Genomic DNA, 19284 nt, shown 5'->3' on the forward strand with positions numbered 1-19284 from the left:
AAACATCCCAGGGCCGCCGCTGACCAACGAACGTCCGCTAAACGTTGCTGGGCCGCTGACCAACGAACAGTCACGAGGAACATCGCATGCTGATCGAGCGCGCAGACATCCAGGTTCGCGAAGGCGCAGAGCAGGATTTCGCCACTGCCATGACAAGCAAGGGCGTGCCGCTGCTGCTCAGTGCACCGGGCGTGCGATCGGTCCAGTTCGGGCGCGGTGTAGAGAATCCGCAGAAGTTCATGCTGCTGGTCGCGTGGGACACGATGGATTCGCACATCGCGTTCACCAAGAGCCCGGCCATGCTGGAGTTCCGGTCGCTGCTCAAGCCGTTCTCGACCGGCGGCGCGATGGAGCACTTCAACCTGTATTGAGCTGCTTAAAGAACGTCTCGCTGAAATCGCCGCGTGCCGCGCCGACGGAGTGCTTCGTTTTGAACGGAGTCCCCATCAAGCCCTTGCTCCAGTCGGCCGACTGCCCGTAGTCGCTGACCCAGTCGTAGATCATCGTGCGCTGAACGATCCGCCACTCCGCGCCGCGTTGCTCCAGTCGATCCAGATAGCGTCCGCCGATGACGACGTCGCGATGCTGCTCGCCCATGTCGATGCGGTGATACGACGTGACGTGTGTTTCCACCGCGGCCGAGTCGGCGTGCAGCTCGATCAAACTCTGGCCCAGCGTGTGAAGCGTCAACGGAACAGCCGGCGAACCCGGCACAACCCACGCCTGATACTCCGCAAGCGAACCAGTGAAGATGCCGAAGTCGAGCTTCGCCTCCTGCCAATAACAACACTTGATCAACTCCGCGTCTCGGCGGTCTTCGCCGCGCGCCAGTCGAGCGATGCAATCCCGAATCTGCTCGCGATCCAACAATGTTTGGATGTCGTCCATCAGCGTCCCTTCCATTGCGGCCGACGCTTCTCCGCGAAAGCCCTCGGCCCTTCTTGCGCATCGCTGCTGTTGTAGCAGTACTCAGACGCATGCCTGGCAGCGCGCAGAGCGGCGGAGCGGCCCATTTCTGTAGCGAGCATGACGGTCTCACGCCCCGCCTTAACGGACAGCGGCGCGCCGTCGAGGATTTCGGCGGCAAAGGCCAGCGCGGTTTCAATCAGCGCTTCGGGCTCGGCCAGGCGATTCACCAGCCCGATCTCATAGGCGCGTTGCGCCGTGATCGGCTTACCGGTGAGGATGATCTCCATCATGATCCGCTGCGGAATCATATGAATGAGCGGCGCAGCCCAAGGCGAGCTGCGGCCTACTTTCACCTCGGTGATGCCGAACTGAGCGCGCGTGCTCGCGACGCAGAGATCGCATGCCTGCGCGATCATCCAACCGCCGGCGAAGGCGACGCCATTCACCGCGGCGATGGTTGGTTTGCTCAACTCGATGTTGTCGCCGGGCACTGGAAACATGTCGCGCGGAGGCACCGCCAGCTGGCGTTCCACCATCTCCTTCAGATCGCCGCCAGCGCAGAACGCCTTCTCGCCGGCGCCGGTGAGAATCGCGACCCTCAGGTTTGGATCTTGCTCAAACCGATCCCACGCAGCGAACAGTCCGTCGCGAATCTCCTTGCTGAGCGCGTTGCGCGTCTCGGGACGGTTCAGCGTGATGATGGCAATGCCATCGTCACGGGCGTCGAACAGCACAGCCTCGCTCATTAGAACCCTCGCTGCCGGATCGAATGCGCAGCCCGGTCCAGTTCTTCACGAAAATCGGGATGCGCAATGTTGATGAGGCGGCGCGTGCGCTCGGCCAAAGTCTGCCCCTTGAGCTCCGCCGCGCCGAACTCGGTGACGATTACATCAACATCGCTGCGCGCCGTCGTGACGGGACCCGACAGCGCTGCGGTGATCCGACTGATCTTGCCGCCCTTCGCAGTTGCAGGCAAAGCAATGAACGCGTGGCCGCCGGGCGATCGAGAGCCCGCTCGAACGTAGTCGACCTGTCCGCCCGTGCCACCCAGATACTGGCCGCCGCTCTGCTCGGCATTCACCTGGCCGGTCAGATCGACCTCGACGGCTGAATTGATGGTCACGAGTTTCGTCAGCCGCGCCAGAACCGACGCGTCATGCGTGTAAGCCGTACTGCGCATGCCGATCTTCGGATTGCGATTCACGAACTCATACAGACGCCGAGTGCCGATGAGCGCGCCGGTGATCGCAACGCCGGTGTCGATTGCCTTCGTCGCATTCGTAATGACGCCCGCCTCCATCAGATCGACCAGGCCATCGCCGATCATTCCCGAGTGCACGCCGAGATCGCGACGATCCAGCAGCAAGCGCAAGATCGCATCCGGGACCGCGCCGACCCCGACTTGAATCACCGAACCGCTCTCGATGTAGCCCGCAACGATCTTGGCGATGGCCATGTCGGTCTCGCCGATCTGTGCCGGCTGCACCTCGACGGGCATGCGATTCACATGCACGGCACAGTCGATTCGCGACGCCGGCAAGACAACGTCGCTATAGGTGAACGGCACACGCTCGTTCACTTCAGCGATCACGACTCGCGCCTTCTTCACGGCCGACGCCACGAAATCGCTGATCAACCCGAAGCTGTGATTGCCGCTCGCATCGGGCGGACTGACTTGCACGAACGCCACATCGCAACCGATGATTCCCTGCTCGATCATCGGCGCGACCTGACTGACATGACACGGCACGATGCCCAGCCGGCCTTTGGCAGCAACCACGCGTAACGCGCCGATTGCGCCCATGCTGGACAGATCGAAACGTTCGGCCGCTTCCGCAGTGAGAATGCCGGAGAAGCTCGTCGCCGCGAAGGCCGAGACGCGGCCGATGTGTTCGGCCTGCGCAATAAGCGCTTCCACCAGCGTGGTGGGTTCGCCGCATGCCTGGCCCCAAACAATGCGGTCGCCGGCACGAACGTACTTGGCGAGATTCAATTCAGCCGCGTCGATAGCAACGCTCATCAGCGTTGGCTCCAAACAGCGCGGCGCCTCGCACTGACGTCGATAGAGACACTCATGAGCGACCCACCGAGGCCAGCAGTTGCTTGGCTCGAGCAAGATGCGGCCGATCCAGCATCGCCCCTTTGTGGCCTATCGTGCCGACACCCGGATTCGCGGCAAACAGATCGACGATTTCTTGCGCGGCCGCCACCTCCTCAGCGCTGGGCGAGAACGCTTCATTGATCACATCGACCTGAGCCGGATGAATCGCCAGCATCCCGCGCCAGCCCGCGCGCCTCATCGCCGCCGCGCGTTTGCGAAGGCCGGGTTCATCCTTGAAATCACCATGAATGGTTTCAATCGCCGCCACGCCGGCCGCTGCCGCGCCGACCAAACAAAGGCTGCGCGCCAGCTCATAGGTGAAGTCATAACCGCCGTAATCGCCGCGATTATCACTTGCGCCCAATGCAGTCGCGAGATCTTCAGCGCCCCACGACATCGCAACGATTCGCGGCACGCCCGCATAACTTCCTATTGCCAGCATGCTCTCCGGCATCTCGGTCGCCAGCAGCATCACTTGGGTCGAGCCGATCTCCGTACCCGCGGCCGCCTCAAACGCCGTCAAGTAGTGATCGAGCAGTTCCGCGTCGGCACGGCCGCGCGGCTTGGGAAACATGATGCCGACCGGCGCGGCGGGCATCACCGCTGCAAGATCTGCCAGCGCATGCGGGCCTTGAATGGGATTGATGCGAACCCACAGCTTCGAGCGATGCTGCGCATTCGCTTTGAGAAACGAAGCGACCCGCGTGCGCGCCTTGGGTTTCTCCGGCTCGGACACCGCATCCTCGAGATCGAAGATCACGATATCGGCGTTGCTCGCCGTCGCCTTTTCCATCTTGCGTTCGCTATCGCCCGGGGCGAACAGCCAGGAGCGCATCTTGATCATTGCTCACCTCAGTAGTTAGTGCCACCCCAGGCACAAGGATGTGCCCGCCGCCGCAGGCGGCGAGCGCAGGGGCCATATTCAATAAACAGTGGGTCGCGCCTTTTCCCCTCTGCGCCACAGCGCGAGTGGCAGGATGCCCGAGTCGCTGTTTTCAATAAGACTTCGGCAGTTCCAGGACCTTCTCCGCCAGGAAGTTCAGGATCATGTGCGGACTGACCGGCGCGGTCCTCGGAATCAGACTTTCGCGCAAATAACGCTCGACGTGATACTCCTGCGCGTAACCCATGCCGCCCAGCGTCAGCATCGCGGTGTGGCATGCTTCGAACCCGAACTCGCCGGCCAGATATTTGCCGGCGTTCGCCTCGACACCGCAGTCCTGGCCTTTGTCGAACAAGGTCGCGGCCTGCATCACCATCAGGTTCGCCGCCTCGAGCTGCGCCCAGCATTTTGCCAGCGGATGCGCGATACCTTGATTCATTCCGATGGGCCGATTGAAAACAATTCGCTCGCGCGCGTACTTCGCCGCTCTTCTGATGGCGGCGCGGCCGATGCCGATCGCCTCGGCCGCGACCAGTATGCGCTCGGGATTCAGGCCATGCAGGATGAGCTTGAAGCCCTCCCCCTCCGGCCCGATGCGATCCGCTGCCGGGATCCACAGATCCTGGATGAACAGCATGTTCGAGTCGACCGCGTGCCGGCCCATCTTGTGGATCAGCCGCACTTCGATCTTGCTGCGATCCAGGTCGGTGTAGAACAGGGAGAGCCCGTCGGTCTTGCGCTTCACCTGGTCGAGCGGCGTGGTGCGAGCGAGCAGCAGCATCTTGTTTGCTACTTGCGCGGTGGAGATCCAGATCTTCTCGCCGTTGACTGAATAGCCGCCCTCGCGCCGTTCGGCGCGTGTTTTCAGTTCGGTGGTGTTGAGGCCGACATTGGGCTCGGTGACTGCGAAACAGACTTTATCTTCACCGCGCACGACCGGCGGCAGCATGCGCTGTTTCTGTTCTTGAGTGCCGACCAGCACAACCGGCTGCAACCCGAACACCGGCAGATGAATGCTCGACGCGCCGCCCATGCCAGCGCCGGATTCAGCGATGGCTTGCATCATCACCGCCGCCTCGGTGATGCCGAGCCCCGCGCCGCCGAACTCGGTCGGCATCGCGATCCCCAACCAGCCGGCCTCGACCATCGATTGGAAGAACTCGTGCGGAAAGACGCCGTCGCGGTCGCGCTCCAGCCAGAACTCGTCGGGAAAGCGAGAGCAGTGCTTGAGGATGGCGTCCCGGATGTTCTGCTGGTCTGCGCTGAGTGAAAAATCCATGGTTGGCCAATGAGTTGGACGTGATTGATCTGACCCGGGCCGGGGCCCGATGCAAAACTGATGTGCCGATATTAGCTCAACGGTCTGGAATGTGTACGCCCTCCGTGCAAGACTCCGGCTCAGCAAACTCGAGGGAGTGCGATCGATGGCCGATAGAGCGGGCCCGCTGGCGGGTTTGCTGGTGGTGGATCTGACCGCGATGGTCATGGGTCCGTATTGCACTCAGATCATGGCCGACATGGGCGCCGACGTGATCAAAGTCGAGCCGCCCGCCGGCGACGGCTGCAGATACATCTCACCCGGGCCGGTCCCTGGCCTGAGCGGCGTGTTCACGAACGTGAATCGCGGCAAACGCGGCATCGTCCTGGATCTGCGTATCGATGAAGATGCACACGCACTGCGCGCGCTCATCAAAGCCGCGGATGTTTTCATCCACTCGATGCGCTCGAAGGCGATCGGCAAACTAGGCTTCGCTTACGCGGACGTCGCCAAGATCAATCCTTCGATCGTCTACACCAACTGTTATGGCTACGGCCGAGGCGGCCCCGACAAAGATCTGACCGCGTACGACGACACGATTCAGGCCGAGTGCGGTTTGCCGGCAGTTCAACAAATGCTCACGGGCGAGGCGAACTATGTCGGCACCATCATGGCCGACAAGGTCGCGGGCCTCACCGCGCTGTACGCGACGATGATGGCGCTGTTCCATCGCCAGCGAACCGGCGAGGGCCAGGAAGTCGAAGTCAGCATGTTCGAGACCATGGCGTCGTTCATGCTGGTCGAACACGCGAACGGCGCGATGTTCGAGCCCCCGCTCAGCCCCGCGATCTATCACAGAGCCGTCGCGCCGAATCGCCGTCCCTATCGCACCAAAGACGGGCAAATTTCCGCGCTGATCTACAACGACAAGCAGTGGTCCGCATTCGTCGAAGCCGTGCGTCCGCCTTGGGCTACCGATGCCCTGGCTACGCTCGAACAGCGCGCGCGTCAGATCAATAGCGTGTACGAGCTGCTGGCCGGCACGATGAAAGAACGCACGACCGAGGAGTGGCTGACGTTGTTTCGCAAGCTCGATATTCCGGCGGCGCCGCTGCGCACGCCGGCCGAGCTGTTCAGCAATCCACATTTGAACTCGGTGGGCTTTTTCCAGACGGTCGATACACCGCACGGGCCGGTGCGCTTTCCGGGTGTGCCGACGTGGTTTTCGCGAACGCCAGGCCGTGTCGCCGGCGGCGCGCCGGAACTGGGCGCCGATACGACACGCGTGCTGCAGGAAATGGGGATGAGCCGGTGAGCACCGAATCAGGCGCCGCAACCGTGCGGGTCGACGGGTTGCGAAAGTTTCCCGAGCTGGTCACGCGGCTCGGCGGCAATCCACGCACGCTGCTGACGAAGTCACAGATCGATCCGACGGTTCTGCACAACCGTCACGCCGTCATTCCCTATCGCTCGCTGGTGATGCTGCTGGAACGCTCGGCGCACGAGCTGAACTGTCCGGACTTCGGCATGCGCCTCGCGATGGCGCAAGGCGGACTCAAGGTGCTCGGACCGCTGGAGTTCGCGATGCGTAACTCGGGCACGATTCGCGAAGCGTTCCAGTACTGCGCATCGCATCCGCAGGTGTACAGCACGGCATCGCAGATGCGTTTTGAAACCGAAAGGTCGTGCGACCCAAGCAGCGCGACCGGGGGAATCCCGCGGGAAACGGCAAGAGCGCCCGAGAGCGTCTTCCTGAGATTCGAGATCCTGCTTCATCGCTTGCCGCCGCACGCACAGGCGATTGAACGCGCGCTGTTACTGACGCAACTGGTCACGCTCGACATCAGCCGCGACCGGATTCGTGCTCGCGAGATCTGGCTCACGCACGACCCGTTGGTGCCGGAAGATCGGTATCGCGAGCACTTCGGCGTGAATGTTCGTTTCCGCCAGCCCGTCAACGGCCTGTTCTTCGCCAACAGCGATCTGGACATGCCGATCCCGAACATCGACGCGCAACTGTACGAGCTGACGACGGACTTCATCGAGAACCGCTTTCCCTCGGCGAGCGCCCCGTTGAGCACTCGCGTGCGGACCATCATCGAACGGCTGCTCATCCAGGGCGACTGCAACTATGGCAGCGTGTCCGCGACACTCGGCATGCATCCCCGCACGCTGCAACGACGGCTGCGCGCCGAGAACGAATCGTTCGAATCGATCAAGGACAGCGTGCGCCGCGAAGTCGCTCTTCGATACCTGAAACAATCGTCCCTGCCCCTGATCCGCGTTGCAAAGCTGCTGGGGTACTCGGAAACCTCGGCGCTGTCGCGCAGCTGTTATCGCTGGTTCTCAGCCTCGCCTCGACAATTGCGCAGTGGCGTGGACATGATGAACGGCGACGACTTGCGCACCAAACAAAGCGCATAGGCTGTCGTCCAGCCCCTGGAGTTTTGTCGGCAGCCATCAAGACCCTGCGCAGCGCCTCACTTAGCGTTGCCGGAGCGTGCGGTCGTTTGTTTGCGATCGCCGTTTCTTCCGGGGGATGGGATCATGAAGATGGATGCGCTCGCCTGGGTCGGCGCTGTCGCGCTGCTGCCCGCACCGACGCTGGCACAAACGACGAACACAGCAACCGGCGCGACTGACGACAGTTCCGTCATCGATCAAGTCGTGGTGACGGCACAGCGACGCTCGGAGCGCAGCGTCGCCGTCCCCATCTCGGTCACCGCAATCGATGCGGACGCGCTGTCCGCTGCAAACACCGAGGAGTTGGCCGATATCGCCAAACTCACTCCGGGCTTGAGCTTTCCGCGCAGCGGCCCGTTCGTGCAGCCGACCATCCGTGGCGTCGGCACCGCGATTCTCAGTTCCGGCAGCGGCAGCAACGTCGGCATCTACACCGACGGCTTCTACTCCACCAATCCGCTGAACGTCGACTTTCAGCTGCTCAACATCGAGAGCATTCAGGTGCTGAAGGGTCCGCAAGGCACGCTGTTCGGACGCAATACCACGGGTGGCGCAATCCTCGTCACGACCGCGGAACCGAGCCATGACACCAAAGCCGTCGCTGAAGCCAGCTATGGCAGCTACGACGCGCAGGGCTACCAGGGTTATTTCACGACCGGCCTCAGCGACAACGTCGCAGCAGACATTCAGGCTCTGTATCGCACTGGCGACGGTTTCGCTCGTAACATCGTCACCGGCAGCAAAGATGATGGCGAGTACGAGAACTGGGCGGTCCGCGCGGGATTGAAGATCGACGCTTCGGATACTGTCTCGTTCCTGTTCCGTTACTCGCATCAGGACACGAACGATCCGACCAGCTCCATGAGCAATGCGTTCGTCGCTCCGAACGGCGAGCCCTTGAACGGCGGCATCGGCGTGCCCTCATCGCTGGTCGCGACCGAGCCCAATCGGATCGCCAATACCGATGCAGAGCTGTTCACGCTCGAGAGCGACATCTTCCAGCTGACCTCGACGTTCGAGCTGGACTTCGCAACGCTCACTTCTTACACGCAATACCGTCGCGAGGACGCGGTGAGCCAGCTCGACCTGGATCAATCCGGCGCGAAGATTCTGTTATTGAGCATTCCGGTCAAAGATCGCACGGTAACGCAGGAGTTCCTGCTCGCGTCGGAACCCGGCAGTCGCCTGCAATGGACCACGGGTTTGTTTTACATGCGCTTCGACGATCTGTGGAATCCGATTCTTGGGCAGCTCGGCGGTTCGCCCGTTTGGGCGCCGACTGCGGGCTCGCGCTCGGTCTCCGAAACGATCGCCGGGTTTGCCGATGTGACTTACGAAGTGACGCCGAAATTTTTCGTCACCGCCGGCGCGCGCTATGGCCGCGATAGCGTTACGGACGCGTGGGTACTGAGCAGCGCCACCGGCCCGCTCACGCGCGTGGATCTGCCGAAGCTCGAGGACGATCGAGCGACCCCGCGCGTGGTGTTGCGTTATGAGCCAGACGACAATTCCAGCATCTACACCTCGTACACGCAGGGCTACAAGGCAGCGATCTTCGATCTGGGCGGCAACAATCCCGGCGCCGTCGATCCCGAGAAGCTCACATCGTATGAAGTGGGTTACAAGCGCAGTGTCAGTGGCTTCTCGCTCGATGTGGCCGCGTATTACTACGACTACAAGGACTTGCAGATCTCGATCTATACAGGTGGCACCGCGCAGATCATCAACGCCGCGAACGCACGCGTTACTGGCGTCGAAGGTCAGCTACGCTGGGATCTGACACCGAGCCTGCAAGTGTCGCTCGGCGCGTCGTACGTCGATGGCGAGTACCAGGACTTCACTAACTCGCCAAGCTTCATTCGCTGCACGGATCCGGTGCTGTGCGGCTTCGGCTACGGTTTGTTCGTGAACGTGCCCAACGATTCGAGCGGCTTCAAAATGCAGAATTCGCCGGATTTCAGCGGCAGCCTGGGCGTGCGCTATGCCCTGGCGCTGGGCGGGGGCGAGCTGGCGTTGTCGGGCAATCTATATCACACGTCGAAGTTCTACTTCGACACCTCACAGCAGTTTGCTCAGGACGGCTACGAACTGCTCTCGCTCCGGGCGGAATGGACCGATCCGTCGAACCGATACACCTTCGCCGTTTACGGTGATAACGTAACCGACGAGGAGTACCGCACCATGGCGCAGGCCAACGCCACTGGCATCGGCGCCGGCTGGGGTGCTCCGGCGACCGCGGGCGTTTCGATCCGGGCGCGATTCTAATTCGACCCCAGAACAAGAGGTCTAAGAGGTGACAAGCCATGCGCAGCTATAGCACTTTGGCAATGACACACAAGGATCGAGTGCTGACCATTACGTTGAACCGTCCCGACGTACTCAACGCCGTCAACCGGGAGATGCATGACGAGCTGGCGGACGCATTCAACTTTGCCGCTGCCGATACCGAGTCCGATATCGTCGTGCTGACCGGCGCTGGGCGCGCGTTCTGCGCCGGCGGCGACGTAGAGCATCTCGCGCGCAACGCCTCCAAGCCGGAGCTGTTCGATCACGAGGCTCGCATCGCCAAGCGCATCGTCTTCGCCATGCTGGATCTGGACAAGCCGCTGGTGTGCCGGATGAACGGCCACGCGATCGGCCTCGGCGCGACGCTGGCGCTACTTTGCGATGTGGTGATTGCGCACGATGGCGCGAAGATCGGTGATCCACACGTGTGTGTGGGCCTGGTTGCAGGCGATGGCGGCGCAGCTATCTGGGCGCAACGAATCGGGCTGGGTCGCGCGAAGGAATATCTACTGACCGGCGAACCGATGACGGCGAAGCATGCCGCGGAGATCGGTCTCATCAATCACTGCGTCATCCCTTCTCAGCTCGACGACGCCGTCACCGCGTTCTGCAATCGACTGAAGCATGGCTCCATGCAGGCCATCCGCTGGACCAAGGTGCTGATGAACCTCGAGTTGAAGCGCGTCGCCACCGCGGTCATGGACGCCGGCATCGCCTATGAGTCCGTGACGGCGCGTTCCGCCGATCACCGTGAAGCAGTCAAGGCCATGCAGGAGAAGCGTCGTCCCGTGTTCTGCTCGGACAACACCAAGCTCTGAACTACCTGCTCGCCGCGTTACGCAACTCTCGCGGCGAGGCGCAGAACCAGCGATGACAGCTGCGCGACAGCACCGATGTTTCCGAGTAGCCTAGGATCTCCGTCACTCGCACCAGCGAAACATTGGGTTGCTGTAGATAGCGCAGCGCCACGTCCCGCCGCACCGAATCCTTGATTGCTTCGAAAGAGTCGCCCTCGTCTCGCAGCCTGCGCTGAAGCGTGCGCGGATGCATGCCGACCGCCGAGGCCACGCGCTCGTGTGTGCAATTCCCCTCGACCAGCAACCGCCCGATGATGATGCGAACGCGCTCGCTGAGCGACATCGCCGTCGTGGGAAACCGTTGATCGATGAAGCTGGTCGCGATCTCGTACAGCTGCGGATCGGCTTCCGGCAGCGCCAGGTCGAAATCACGCTCGTCGAAGAACAAACCGTTCATGCTCTGCCCGAAGCGCGCCGTCGCGTTGCAGTGGCTGCGATAGGTCGACGCCGAGCCCACGGGCTCATGAGTGAACCAGATCTCGCGCGCACGCGCCTGGCCGCCGCTGATCGCGAGCACGGTGTGCTGAATCAACGCCAACGCATGCTCGACGGCCTGGCGTTGGGCAGCGAAGCCCATCGAGGAGAATTCGAACAACATGAAGATCCGCGGATCGTTGGGAATTTTCTCGAAGCAGACCCGCACGGCATTGCTGTAGGCGTGCACATGATTCGCGAAGTATCGAAGCGCTTCGCCCAACGTCGGCGAGTTACGCATTGCTACATCCAACGGGCCGAGCACTTTGGTCGCGCCGTGCGCGGCCTGTATCGTCGCCAGGCGCAGGCCGAAATCCGGGCACGCCAGCTCAGTGCTCGCACGGTCGAACAAGTCAGCCATCTGGCTGAACGGAATCACGCCCTTGCCCTGATCGGGCGCGCCGCGTTCGATTCGCGCCCGCTGCAGCAGAGCCGCGGCGTCGCCGCCCAGGCTCCCAACCAGTTTGTCGAATTGGCGAAGCGCGTCGACTCGCACCGAGGCGAGCTCGCTACTCGCCGATAACGCAGCCTCGCTCTTCTGGCTGGCGCTCTCACGCACCACGGACAGTTTGCGTTTCTCTGCTTTCATCCACCCTACCCCCGACCGTCCGGATCTCTGCAGGATCCTGGCACTCGCTAACGCATCAATCGTTCGTCACAACGGCAGCTCGACATCGACCTTGCCGGTGGCCAGCACGCCGCCGTCTTGATTGGTCATCTTCAGCGACAGATTCACCAGCGGCACGCCCCAGGCGGACAGCTCTTCTTTGCCGATCACTTCCGCATCGAGATAGGTGATATCGCCTTCGTACGCCGGCCCGCGGAACGCGGTGTTGGAATAACGAACGAAACCTTCGTGGCCTGCCCAGTGAGCGACGTAGTCCGTCACCCAGGCGCCCATCGTGGCGCCGTAGCCGTATGCGCGCGGCATGCCGATCTTCGTTGCTCGATCCGCATCGACGTGGCCGCGCGATGGGCCGAGATACAAGCCGTCGCGCAAGCGCGGATCGATCTTCGCGCCCTGCTCGTCGAAGCCGAAGCCGGGCACCCAGCCCGGATCCTGGTTGATCCACGGATCCTTGACGCCATCGGGCGCCGTCCAGCGGAACGTGCCCCAGATGTTGAAAATGAACGCGCGATATTCGGTGGCGAAGCTGGCGAGCGAATGCGGGCCGATCACGCGACGCTTCAAGCGATCGCCGACTCTCACGTCGTTGAACCGCGGCGTGCGGCCTTCGCGGTTCGACAACATCCACTCCAAACGCTCGCGATCGATCGCCTCGATCTGTTGGGCCGTCCACGCCGGCGCCTTGCCGGCCGATTGACTCAGCGAGCCGCGCTTCTCCGCTTCAGCCGCTAGGTAGCGAATCGATGTCGCGCGCTCTTTGCAAACGATGTCGCCATGCTGATTGAAGTGCATGGTGTCGCCGCGTGAAAACAGCGTCGGGCCGGCGAACTTGGTATCGGTGACTTTGTAGTCGTGGAAGCGGCGCTTCTGGGTGAGCCGGTCGCCAGGGCGGATGCGCGGGCCGTAGTGCCACCACTCTTCGCCGCCGAAGATGAGATGCGAACCGGCGATGTAGCCGACGCAGGCCGGCTGCACGCCGTGACCGTAGTCGAGCCCGACCGCGATGGATTGCGGCGCGACCAGGCCGCCGAAGCGCGAGCTCCTGGCGAAATCTTCGTCCCAGTGGATGGGATTGAAATTATCCATCGCCATGACCCAGCGCCGGATGTCGGTCGAGGTGCACGGCTCGATCAGCTGGCCGCCGCCGACCTCCTGGCCGACGCGAGCCTGCACGTCGCTCAAATCGAACTCGACCGTCTGGGGTGCCGCGCCTGACTTGCTCACGTCCGCTTTGCCTCGCCGTCCAACCAATGACGGTCAGGCTAGAGGAAGGGCCAGCTGCAAGTCAACACTGGTGTTGATTATCGAACGAGGCGCAAGCCGGCTGACGTGTGGCGCCAGGGTGGCTGACGCCTCAGATCGTTATTTGCGCTTTTTGCCGCCGACCTTGGCGTCCAGGTCGGGGAATTTTTCCGGACGCAGCGTGCCCTGCAGCGACAGACGCAGCATCTCCCGGGTGAAGCGCTCGGTCATTTCCTTGCGCTCCTTGGCGGTACGGGCATGGGCGCGGACCCAGACTGGCCACAGGAACGTGCCGGCAAGCATCACGACCGAATGCACTTCCACGTCGATGCCGGGCCGCGCGAAATCGGTGTGGGTGAAGCGCTCCATCTGTTCCTTGTACTGGCGCCAGAACTGGTCGGCGGAGGGCCGAGCCGAGCTGAGCAGCTCATACAGCCAAACGCGGCCGAGCTCGGGATTTTCCATCGCGAACTCGGACAGGCCGCCCATCACTTTTTCCACCAGGGCATCGACCGGCGTGTCGTGCGTGGTCGCCGGATCGCCGAAGGCGGCCTGATTCAGCTTCTCCGCCACCCAGGCGGCCGTCGCTTCGATCAGCTGCTCGCGGGTCTGGAAATGCTGATACGCCGTGCCGCGGTTGACGCCTGCGACCTGCGCCACTTGCGCCACGCTCAAGCCTTCCTTGCCGTCCTGGGCGAGTACGCCACGGGCGGCTTCCAGAATTGCTTCGCGGGTGCCTTCGGGATCGCGTTTCCGACGCGGACGCCGGGCCACGCTGGTGGATCGCTCTGCCATGGTTGTTTTCAGATCGAATGATCGATGAGGGCCAAAATTCGGGCTCGAGACCGCAATATGTTAGTCGATGCGGCCTCGGCCGGCCACGCTGTGGTCAATCTCCCACGGCGGCGCCCGCTCAAAGCGCTTCGACGATGGTTACGTTCGCGATGCCACCGCCCTCGCACATGGCCTGCAGCCCATAGCGTTTGCCGCGCTTGCGCAGGGCGTGGACCAGCGTCGCCATGAGCTTGGCGCCAGTCGCCCCGAGCGGATGGCCGAGCGCGATTGCGCCGCCGTTGACATTCACCCGGTCCGGATCCGCGCCGGTGGCTTTCAACCACGCCAGCACCACCGAGGCGAACGCTTCGTTGATTTCAAACAAGTCGATATCGCCGATACGCAGGCCCCCTCGCTCCAAGGCGCGCCTGGTCGCCGGAATCGGCTCTTCCAGCATGATCACCGGATCGCCGGCCGTGACGGTCAGATTGTGAATTCGTGCGAGCGGCTTCAAGTTATGAGACTTCAGGCCACGCTCGTTCACGACCAGCACCGCGGACGCACCGTCGCACACCTGGCTCGAGTTCGCCGCGCTCAGCACGCCACCTTCCTGCAGGAGTTTCACCGAGCTGATGGCTTCGATGCTGGCGTCGAAGCGCACGCCCTCATCCGCAGTATGCAAACTGCCATCGGCGACTTTCAGCGGCACGATCTCGTCCTTGAACGCATCGGCCTGAATCGCAGCGATCGCCCGTTGGTGACTTCGCAGCGCGTACTGATCCAGCTGCTCGCGATTGAAGCCGTATTTGTCCGCGAGCATCTGCGCGCCCGTGAACTGACTGAACTGCTGAACGCCATAGCGCTTGCGAATGCGTTCGCTCCAAGGACCGGCGCCCACGCCCGCTTTCTCGGCCAACGCAACGGGCGAGCCCATCGGCACGCGGCTCATGCTTTCGACGCCCGCTGCAATCACCACGTCCTGCGTGCCGGACATCACAGCCTGCGCGGCGAAATGCACCGCTTGTTGCGACGAGCCGCACTGCCGATCGATGGAAACGGCGGGCACGCTGTCGGGCAGTTTGGAGGCCAGCACGACGTTACGGCCGACATGAAAGCTCTGCTCACCGACCTGACTGACGCAGCCCACGATGACGTCTTCGACAGCCCGCGGATCGATGCCGGTGCGATCGACGACTGCATTGAGCACTTCGCCGCCCATGTCGGCCGGATGCCAGGTAGAGAGCTTGCCGTTGCGCCGGCCACCGGCCGTGCGCACCGCCGCTACGATATATGCTTCGCCCATGGTGCTTCTCACATTAACGATTGATTGAATTCAAACTCGGAGCGCGGCCGCGGTCGCCAGCTATCAACTGCTACAGTTGTACTGCATGCCATGCTCTGGACTAGAATTTTCGACATTGAATCACAGGGTATGCGATGAGCCCCACCGAGCCAACGAATTCGTCCGATCCGACGAAGCGCACAGCCAACGGCCCACTGCAGGGCGTGCGCGTGCTGGAATTCGCCGGCCTGGGCCCGGCGCCCTTCTGCGGCATGCTGCTCTCCGATCTCGGCGCGCAAGTGATCCGTGTTTCGCGCCCCAATGCACCGGCTCAACCGTTCGATGCGATTCTCGATCGCGGCCGCATCACGCTCACTGTCGATTTGAAACAAAGCGTCGGCGTCGAAGCATGCCGTGCACTCGCCAGGAGCGCCGACGTGCTGATCGAAGGCTTCCGTCCCGGTGTGCTGGAGAAGCTCGGCCTCGGACCGGACGCGCTGCTCAAAGACAATCCCAAGCTGGTTTATGGACGCATGACAGGCTGGGGGCAATACGGGCCGAACTCGCACACCGCGGGCCATGACATCAACTACATCGCACTGTCGGGCGCATTGCATTCGATCGGCGACGCGGCGAAGCCGACGCCACCGCTGAATCTCGTCGGCGATTTCGGTGGCGGCGCGCTGTATCTCGCGATGGGTGTTCTCGCAGCGCTGCTCAACGCGCGCAGCACCGGTGTGGGGCAAGTTGTGGATTGCGCGATGACCGATGGCGCTGCGTCGCTGATGAGCATGATGTTCGCCATGCGAGCCGGTGGCGACTGGCGCGAGCAGCGGCATGCGAATCTGCTCGACGGCGGCGCGCCGTTCTACGACACCTATCGTTGCGCCGACGACAAATGGATCTGCGTCGGAGCGCTGGAAATCCAGTTCTTCACGGTGTTGCTCGACAAGCTGGGAATTCCGGTGAGCGACTATCCCAATCATTGGGACCCCGCCTGCTGGCCGGGCATGCGCGCACAGTTCGAGAAGATTTTTCAAAGCCAGCCGCAGGCTCACTGGTGCGAGCTGCTGGTGAACAGCGATGCCTGCTTCGCGCCGGTGCTGCCAATGAGCGAAGCCATCAACCATCCGCATAACGTCGCGCGAGGCACCTTCACCACCCATTCCGGAATCGTTCAACCTGCGCCGGCGCCACGCTTCTCGCGCACACCGACGACGATTCAGGACGGCGCCCGAGTCGACGCGAATACGCTGCGCGCGTGGCGAGTGCCGGACACTCTCATCGACCAGCTTCTGCCTGCGCGCGAGTAATTCGACTTATCGAATCGATCAAACTATTGCCGCGTCACTGGGCCCAGCGCCGCGAACGGACGCTGAGCGGCGAAGCTCGCCTGTACATAACCTTGCCGGTTCGTTTCCTTGTGAAACTCGGCCGATAGTGTTTCCGCGCCGTCATCCGGGCGCGTCAGCGCCACGATGCCCGAGCCCATCAGCCCGCCGGCGATGAAAACGACCGCTGCCTTGAAGACCATGGCCGCAACCCCCCGAAACTTTCGATCGGCTATCTTTTCGTGCCGTCCGTAGAAGCTATAACCGCCTCGCCCGCAAGTCAACAGCTCTGTTGACTAGCCGTGCCGGCCTCGGCTAGCTTGAATGAAACACTGGCGAGGTTGGCGATGTTCAAAGCGATCTTGATCGACAAGCAGGACGGCAAGCAGTCGGCGCGGCTGGCCGACGTGGCGGACAGCGATCTTCCGGAAGGCGCCGTCACGGTGCGCGTCGAGTTCTCGACCGTGAATTACAAAGATGGGCTCGCGATCACCGGCAAGTCGCCCGTCGTGCGGAAATTTCCCATGGTGCCGGGCATCGATTTCGCCGGCGTCGTGGAGAGCTCGGACAGCAATGACTTTCGCGCGGGCGATCGCGTTCTGCTGAACGGATGGGGTGTCGGCGAAGGTCACTGGGGTGGCTTCGCGCAGAAGGCGCGCGTCAAAGCCGAATGGCTGCAGAAAGTGCCGGAGAAATTCACGAGCAAGCAGGCCATGGCCATCGGCACTGCCGGCTACACCGCCAGCCTTTGCGTCGACGCCCTGGTTGCGCATGGAGTCACGCCGGATCGCGGTGAGGTGCTCGTCACCGGCGCATCCGGCGGCGTCGGCAGCATCGCCATCGCGCTACTCGCGAAGAACGGATTCCAGGTCGTCGCGGCCACGGGCAAAGCGAATGAAGCCGATTATCTCAAGGCACTCGGCGCGGCGCAGATCATCGATCGCAACGAGTTGTCACAGCCTGGCAAGCCTTTGCAGAAGGAACGTTGGGCCGGTGTCGTCGACTCTGTCGGCAGCCACACACTTGCGAACGCATGCGCTCAAACACGCTATCGTGGTTTCGTGGCGGCATGCGGCCTGGCGCAAGGAATGGATTTTCCCTCGAGCGTCGCTCCCTTCATTCTCCGAGGCGTCTCGCTGCTCGGCATCGACAGCGTGATGGCGCCTCGCGAGCCGCGCGAGAAAGCTTGGGCACGCCTTGCGCGCGATCTGGATAGCGCAGCGCTCGATCGAGTCAGCAACGTCATTGGCCTGGAACAAACGCTGCAGGCGGCCGAAGACATCGTCGCTGGCAAGATCCGCGGACGCGTCGTCGTCGACGTCAATCGCTAGCGCCGCGTGGGCAGCATCGACGCGAATCCAGCGGCCGGCAATGCGGTGGCTGGCACTTCGGTAGCCGGCAGTTCGATGGCCGGCGCTGCAATTGCCGGTAGCCCGATCGACGGCACTCCGATGGGCGAGTCGGCGTATCCGGCTCGCGCCGCCGCCTGGTACGCCACGTTCGTCCTGGCGATGTTGTATTGGCTGTCGGTGCTGGATCGTTTCATCGTCTCGTTGCTGGTCGATCCCATCAAGCGCGACCTGGGGCTGACCGACATGCAGTTCGGCATGCTCCACGGCATCGGCTTCGCACTCACCTACGCGGTTTTCGGCCTCATCTGCGGCGCGCTGGCCGATCGCTACAGTCGGCGCTGGTTGGTCTTCGCAGGCGTTTCCGTGTGGTCGCTGGCAACTGCAGCGCTCGGGATGGCGCAGAACTTCTGGCAATTGTTGATCGCGCGCCTGGGCGTGGGCGCCGGCGAAGCCGCGCTCAATCCGTGCGCGACGTCGATGATCACCGATTTGTTTCCTCGTGAACGGCTGACGCTGGCCATGGCCGTCTACACGCTCGGCGCGACGTTGGGCGGCGGCACTGCCTTCATGTTTGGCGGTGCGCTGATCGACATGATCTCGCACGTCGACTTCATCTCCGTTCCCATCATCGGCGATGTGCGTTCGTGGCAGGCGGTATTTTTGATGGTCGGCCTGCCCGGCCTGGTGCTGGCATTGATGGTGTTCACGATTCCCGATCCGGTCCGTCGCGGCCGGCGTGCGAACAATCAATCATGGCGCGACACTTACGGCGGTCTGCTGAAGTTCATGAACGCGCGCCGGCGCTTCTTCGTTTGTCATTACCTCGGCTTCGGACTGGCGTCTGCCATCATCGCGGGCTGTAGCACTTGGTATCCGGCACATCTTGGCCGTGCGTTTGGCTGGAGCGCGGCGCAGATCGGCATGAGCCTCGGCGTAACGCTGATCATCGCCGGCTTCGTCGGCAAGATTATTTGTGGCAAGGCGGTGGATGCGATGTATCAACGTGGCATGCGCGATGCGCAGTTGCGCTGGTATGCCGGTGCGCTCCTGATCGGCACACCGATCGGCATCTTCGCGACCAGCAGCTCCGATCCATATATCTTCCTCGCTGGCATCGGCACGTTTCTGATTCTGATCGCTCCCCTGCCCGCTTGCGCCAATGCCGCGCTGAACCTCGTCACCCCGAATGAAATGCGCGGCACTGGCATCGCCTTGTTCTCGGCCAGCGGCAATCTCATCGGCGCGGGTACCGGCCCCGTGCTGATCGCCGGAGCCGCCCAATATTTCTTTGACGGCTCGAATACCGCCATTGGCTCCGGCATGGGCGTGGTGATCGCCGTCATTGGCCCTCTTTGCGCCGTGCTTCTGTTCCTTGGCCTGCCCGCGATGCGCGCGGCGATGGCGGACGCCGAGCGCGCCCAGCCTGTTAGATAACAACGGATCG

18 protein-coding genes are annotated in these 19284 nt (G+C 62.7%); 8 read left to right on the plus strand and 10 right to left on the minus strand.

Going from position 1 to position 19284, the window contains the following annotated elements; all coding sequences use genetic code 11:
* Positions 1-86 precede the first annotated feature (86 nt).
* Positions 87-371 (plus strand): antibiotic biosynthesis monooxygenase family protein, encoded by a 285-nt coding sequence (locus tag GYH35_RS28165; protein ID WP_161811529.1) that lies wholly within the window; start codon positions 87-89, stop codon positions 369-371.
* Here the strand turns inward: GYH35_RS28165 and GYH35_RS28170 are convergent.
* The 5 genes from GYH35_RS28170 to GYH35_RS28190 all read right to left on the minus strand — a co-directional run bounded on the left by GYH35_RS28170 (position 358) and on the right by GYH35_RS28190 (position 5172).
* Positions 358-888 carry a nuclear transport factor 2 family protein gene (locus GYH35_RS28170; RefSeq protein WP_161830177.1) on the minus strand — a complete coding sequence of 177 codons (531 nt, stop codon included), beginning with the start codon at positions 886-888 and terminating at the stop codon, positions 358-360. The two genes, GYH35_RS28165 and GYH35_RS28170, sit on opposite strands and share 14 nt — an antisense overlap.
* Positions 888-1655, minus strand: coding sequence for an enoyl-CoA hydratase/isomerase family protein (locus GYH35_RS28175; RefSeq protein ID WP_161830178.1), 768 nt, complete (start codon positions 1653-1655; stop codon positions 888-890). The genes GYH35_RS28170 and GYH35_RS28175 overlap by 1 nt, the downstream gene beginning before the upstream one ends.
* Positions 1655-2929: an acetyl-CoA hydrolase/transferase family protein gene (locus tag GYH35_RS28180; RefSeq protein WP_161811526.1), complete on the minus strand. Its 1275-nt coding sequence runs from the start codon at positions 2927-2929 to the stop codon at positions 1655-1657. The genes GYH35_RS28175 and GYH35_RS28180 overlap by 1 nt, the downstream gene beginning before the upstream one ends.
* 52 nt (positions 2930-2981) lie before the next feature.
* Positions 2982-3854 carry an HpcH/HpaI aldolase/citrate lyase family protein gene (locus tag GYH35_RS28185; RefSeq protein ID WP_161830179.1) on the minus strand — a complete coding sequence of 291 codons (873 nt, stop codon included), beginning with the start codon at positions 3852-3854 and terminating at the stop codon, positions 2982-2984.
* A gap of 151 nt (positions 3855-4005) precedes the next feature.
* Positions 4006-5172: an acyl-CoA dehydrogenase family protein gene (locus tag GYH35_RS28190; protein ID WP_161830180.1), complete on the minus strand. Its 1167-nt coding sequence runs from the start codon at positions 5170-5172 to the stop codon at positions 4006-4008.
* Between the two features lie 145 nt (positions 5173-5317).
* Between GYH35_RS28190 and GYH35_RS28195 the strand changes: the two genes are divergently transcribed.
* The 4 genes from GYH35_RS28195 (at position 5318) to GYH35_RS28210 (ending at position 10718) form a co-directional block, all read left to right on the plus strand.
* Positions 5318-6466: a CaiB/BaiF CoA transferase family protein gene (locus GYH35_RS28195; protein WP_161830181.1), complete on the plus strand. Its 1149-nt coding sequence runs from the start codon at positions 5318-5320 to the stop codon at positions 6464-6466.
* The gene (locus GYH35_RS28200) at positions 6463-7575 is read left to right on the plus strand and encodes an AraC family transcriptional regulator (protein ID WP_161830182.1); all 1113 of its coding nucleotides are present in this window, start codon (positions 6463-6465) and stop codon (positions 7573-7575) included. Before GYH35_RS28195 ends, GYH35_RS28200 begins: the two co-directional genes overlap by 4 nt.
* 123 nt (positions 7576-7698) lie before the next feature.
* The gene (locus GYH35_RS28205; RefSeq protein WP_161830183.1) at positions 7699-9879 is read left to right on the plus strand and encodes a TonB-dependent receptor; all 2181 of its coding nucleotides are present in this window, start codon (positions 7699-7701) and stop codon (positions 9877-9879) included.
* Positions 9880-9917: 38 nt separating this feature from the next.
* Positions 9918-10718: an enoyl-CoA hydratase/isomerase family protein gene (locus GYH35_RS28210; protein ID WP_161811520.1), complete on the plus strand. Its 801-nt coding sequence runs from the start codon at positions 9918-9920 to the stop codon at positions 10716-10718.
* Position 10719: 1 nt separating this feature from the next.
* Here the strand turns inward: GYH35_RS28210 and GYH35_RS28215 are convergent, their stop codons facing one another.
* The 4 genes from GYH35_RS28215 to GYH35_RS28230 form a co-directional block, all read right to left on the minus strand.
* A complete protein-coding gene (locus GYH35_RS28215; RefSeq protein ID WP_161830184.1) occupies positions 10720-11820 on the minus strand; it encodes an AraC family transcriptional regulator ligand-binding domain-containing protein in 1101 nt (366 codons plus the stop codon).
* A gap of 66 nt (positions 11821-11886) precedes the next feature.
* A complete protein-coding gene (locus GYH35_RS28220) occupies positions 11887-13083 on the minus strand; it encodes a MaoC family dehydratase (protein WP_161811518.1) in 1197 nt (398 codons plus the stop codon).
* A gap of 138 nt (positions 13084-13221) precedes the next feature.
* Positions 13222-13896 carry a TetR/AcrR family transcriptional regulator gene (locus GYH35_RS28225; RefSeq protein WP_161811517.1) on the minus strand — a complete coding sequence of 225 codons (675 nt, stop codon included), beginning with the start codon at positions 13894-13896 and terminating at the stop codon, positions 13222-13224.
* Positions 13897-14014: 118 nt separating this feature from the next.
* Positions 14015-15178, minus strand: a complete 1164-nt coding sequence (locus GYH35_RS28230; protein WP_161830185.1) for an acetyl-CoA C-acetyltransferase — start codon at positions 15176-15178, stop codon at positions 14015-14017.
* A gap of 134 nt (positions 15179-15312) precedes the next feature.
* Here GYH35_RS28230 and GYH35_RS28235 point away from each other — a divergent pair, with 134 nt between their 5' ends.
* Positions 15313-16470: a CaiB/BaiF CoA transferase family protein gene (locus tag GYH35_RS28235; RefSeq protein ID WP_161830186.1), complete on the plus strand. Its 1158-nt coding sequence runs from the start codon at positions 15313-15315 to the stop codon at positions 16468-16470.
* A gap of 23 nt (positions 16471-16493) precedes the next feature.
* Here GYH35_RS28235 and GYH35_RS28240 read toward each other — a convergent pair whose 3' ends face one another.
* Positions 16494-16691: a hypothetical protein gene (locus tag GYH35_RS28240; protein WP_161811514.1), complete on the minus strand. Its 198-nt coding sequence runs from the start codon at positions 16689-16691 to the stop codon at positions 16494-16496.
* 144 nt (positions 16692-16835) lie between these two features.
* On the opposite strand from GYH35_RS28240, the gene acuI reads away from it, so the two are divergent.
* Positions 16836-17819, plus strand: a complete 984-nt coding sequence (acuI, locus tag GYH35_RS28245) for an acrylyl-CoA reductase (NADPH) (protein ID WP_161811513.1) — start codon at positions 16836-16838, stop codon at positions 17817-17819.
* Positions 17820-17825: 6 nt separating this feature from the next.
* Positions 17826-19274, plus strand: coding sequence for an MFS transporter (locus GYH35_RS28250; protein ID WP_161830187.1), 1449 nt, complete (start codon positions 17826-17828; stop codon positions 19272-19274).
* Positions 19275-19284: the final 10 nt, after the last annotated feature.

The organism is Steroidobacter agaridevorans, assembly GCF_009932555.1.
Classification (GTDB): Bacteria; Pseudomonadota; Gammaproteobacteria; order Steroidobacterales; family Steroidobacteraceae; genus Steroidobacter; species Steroidobacter agaridevorans.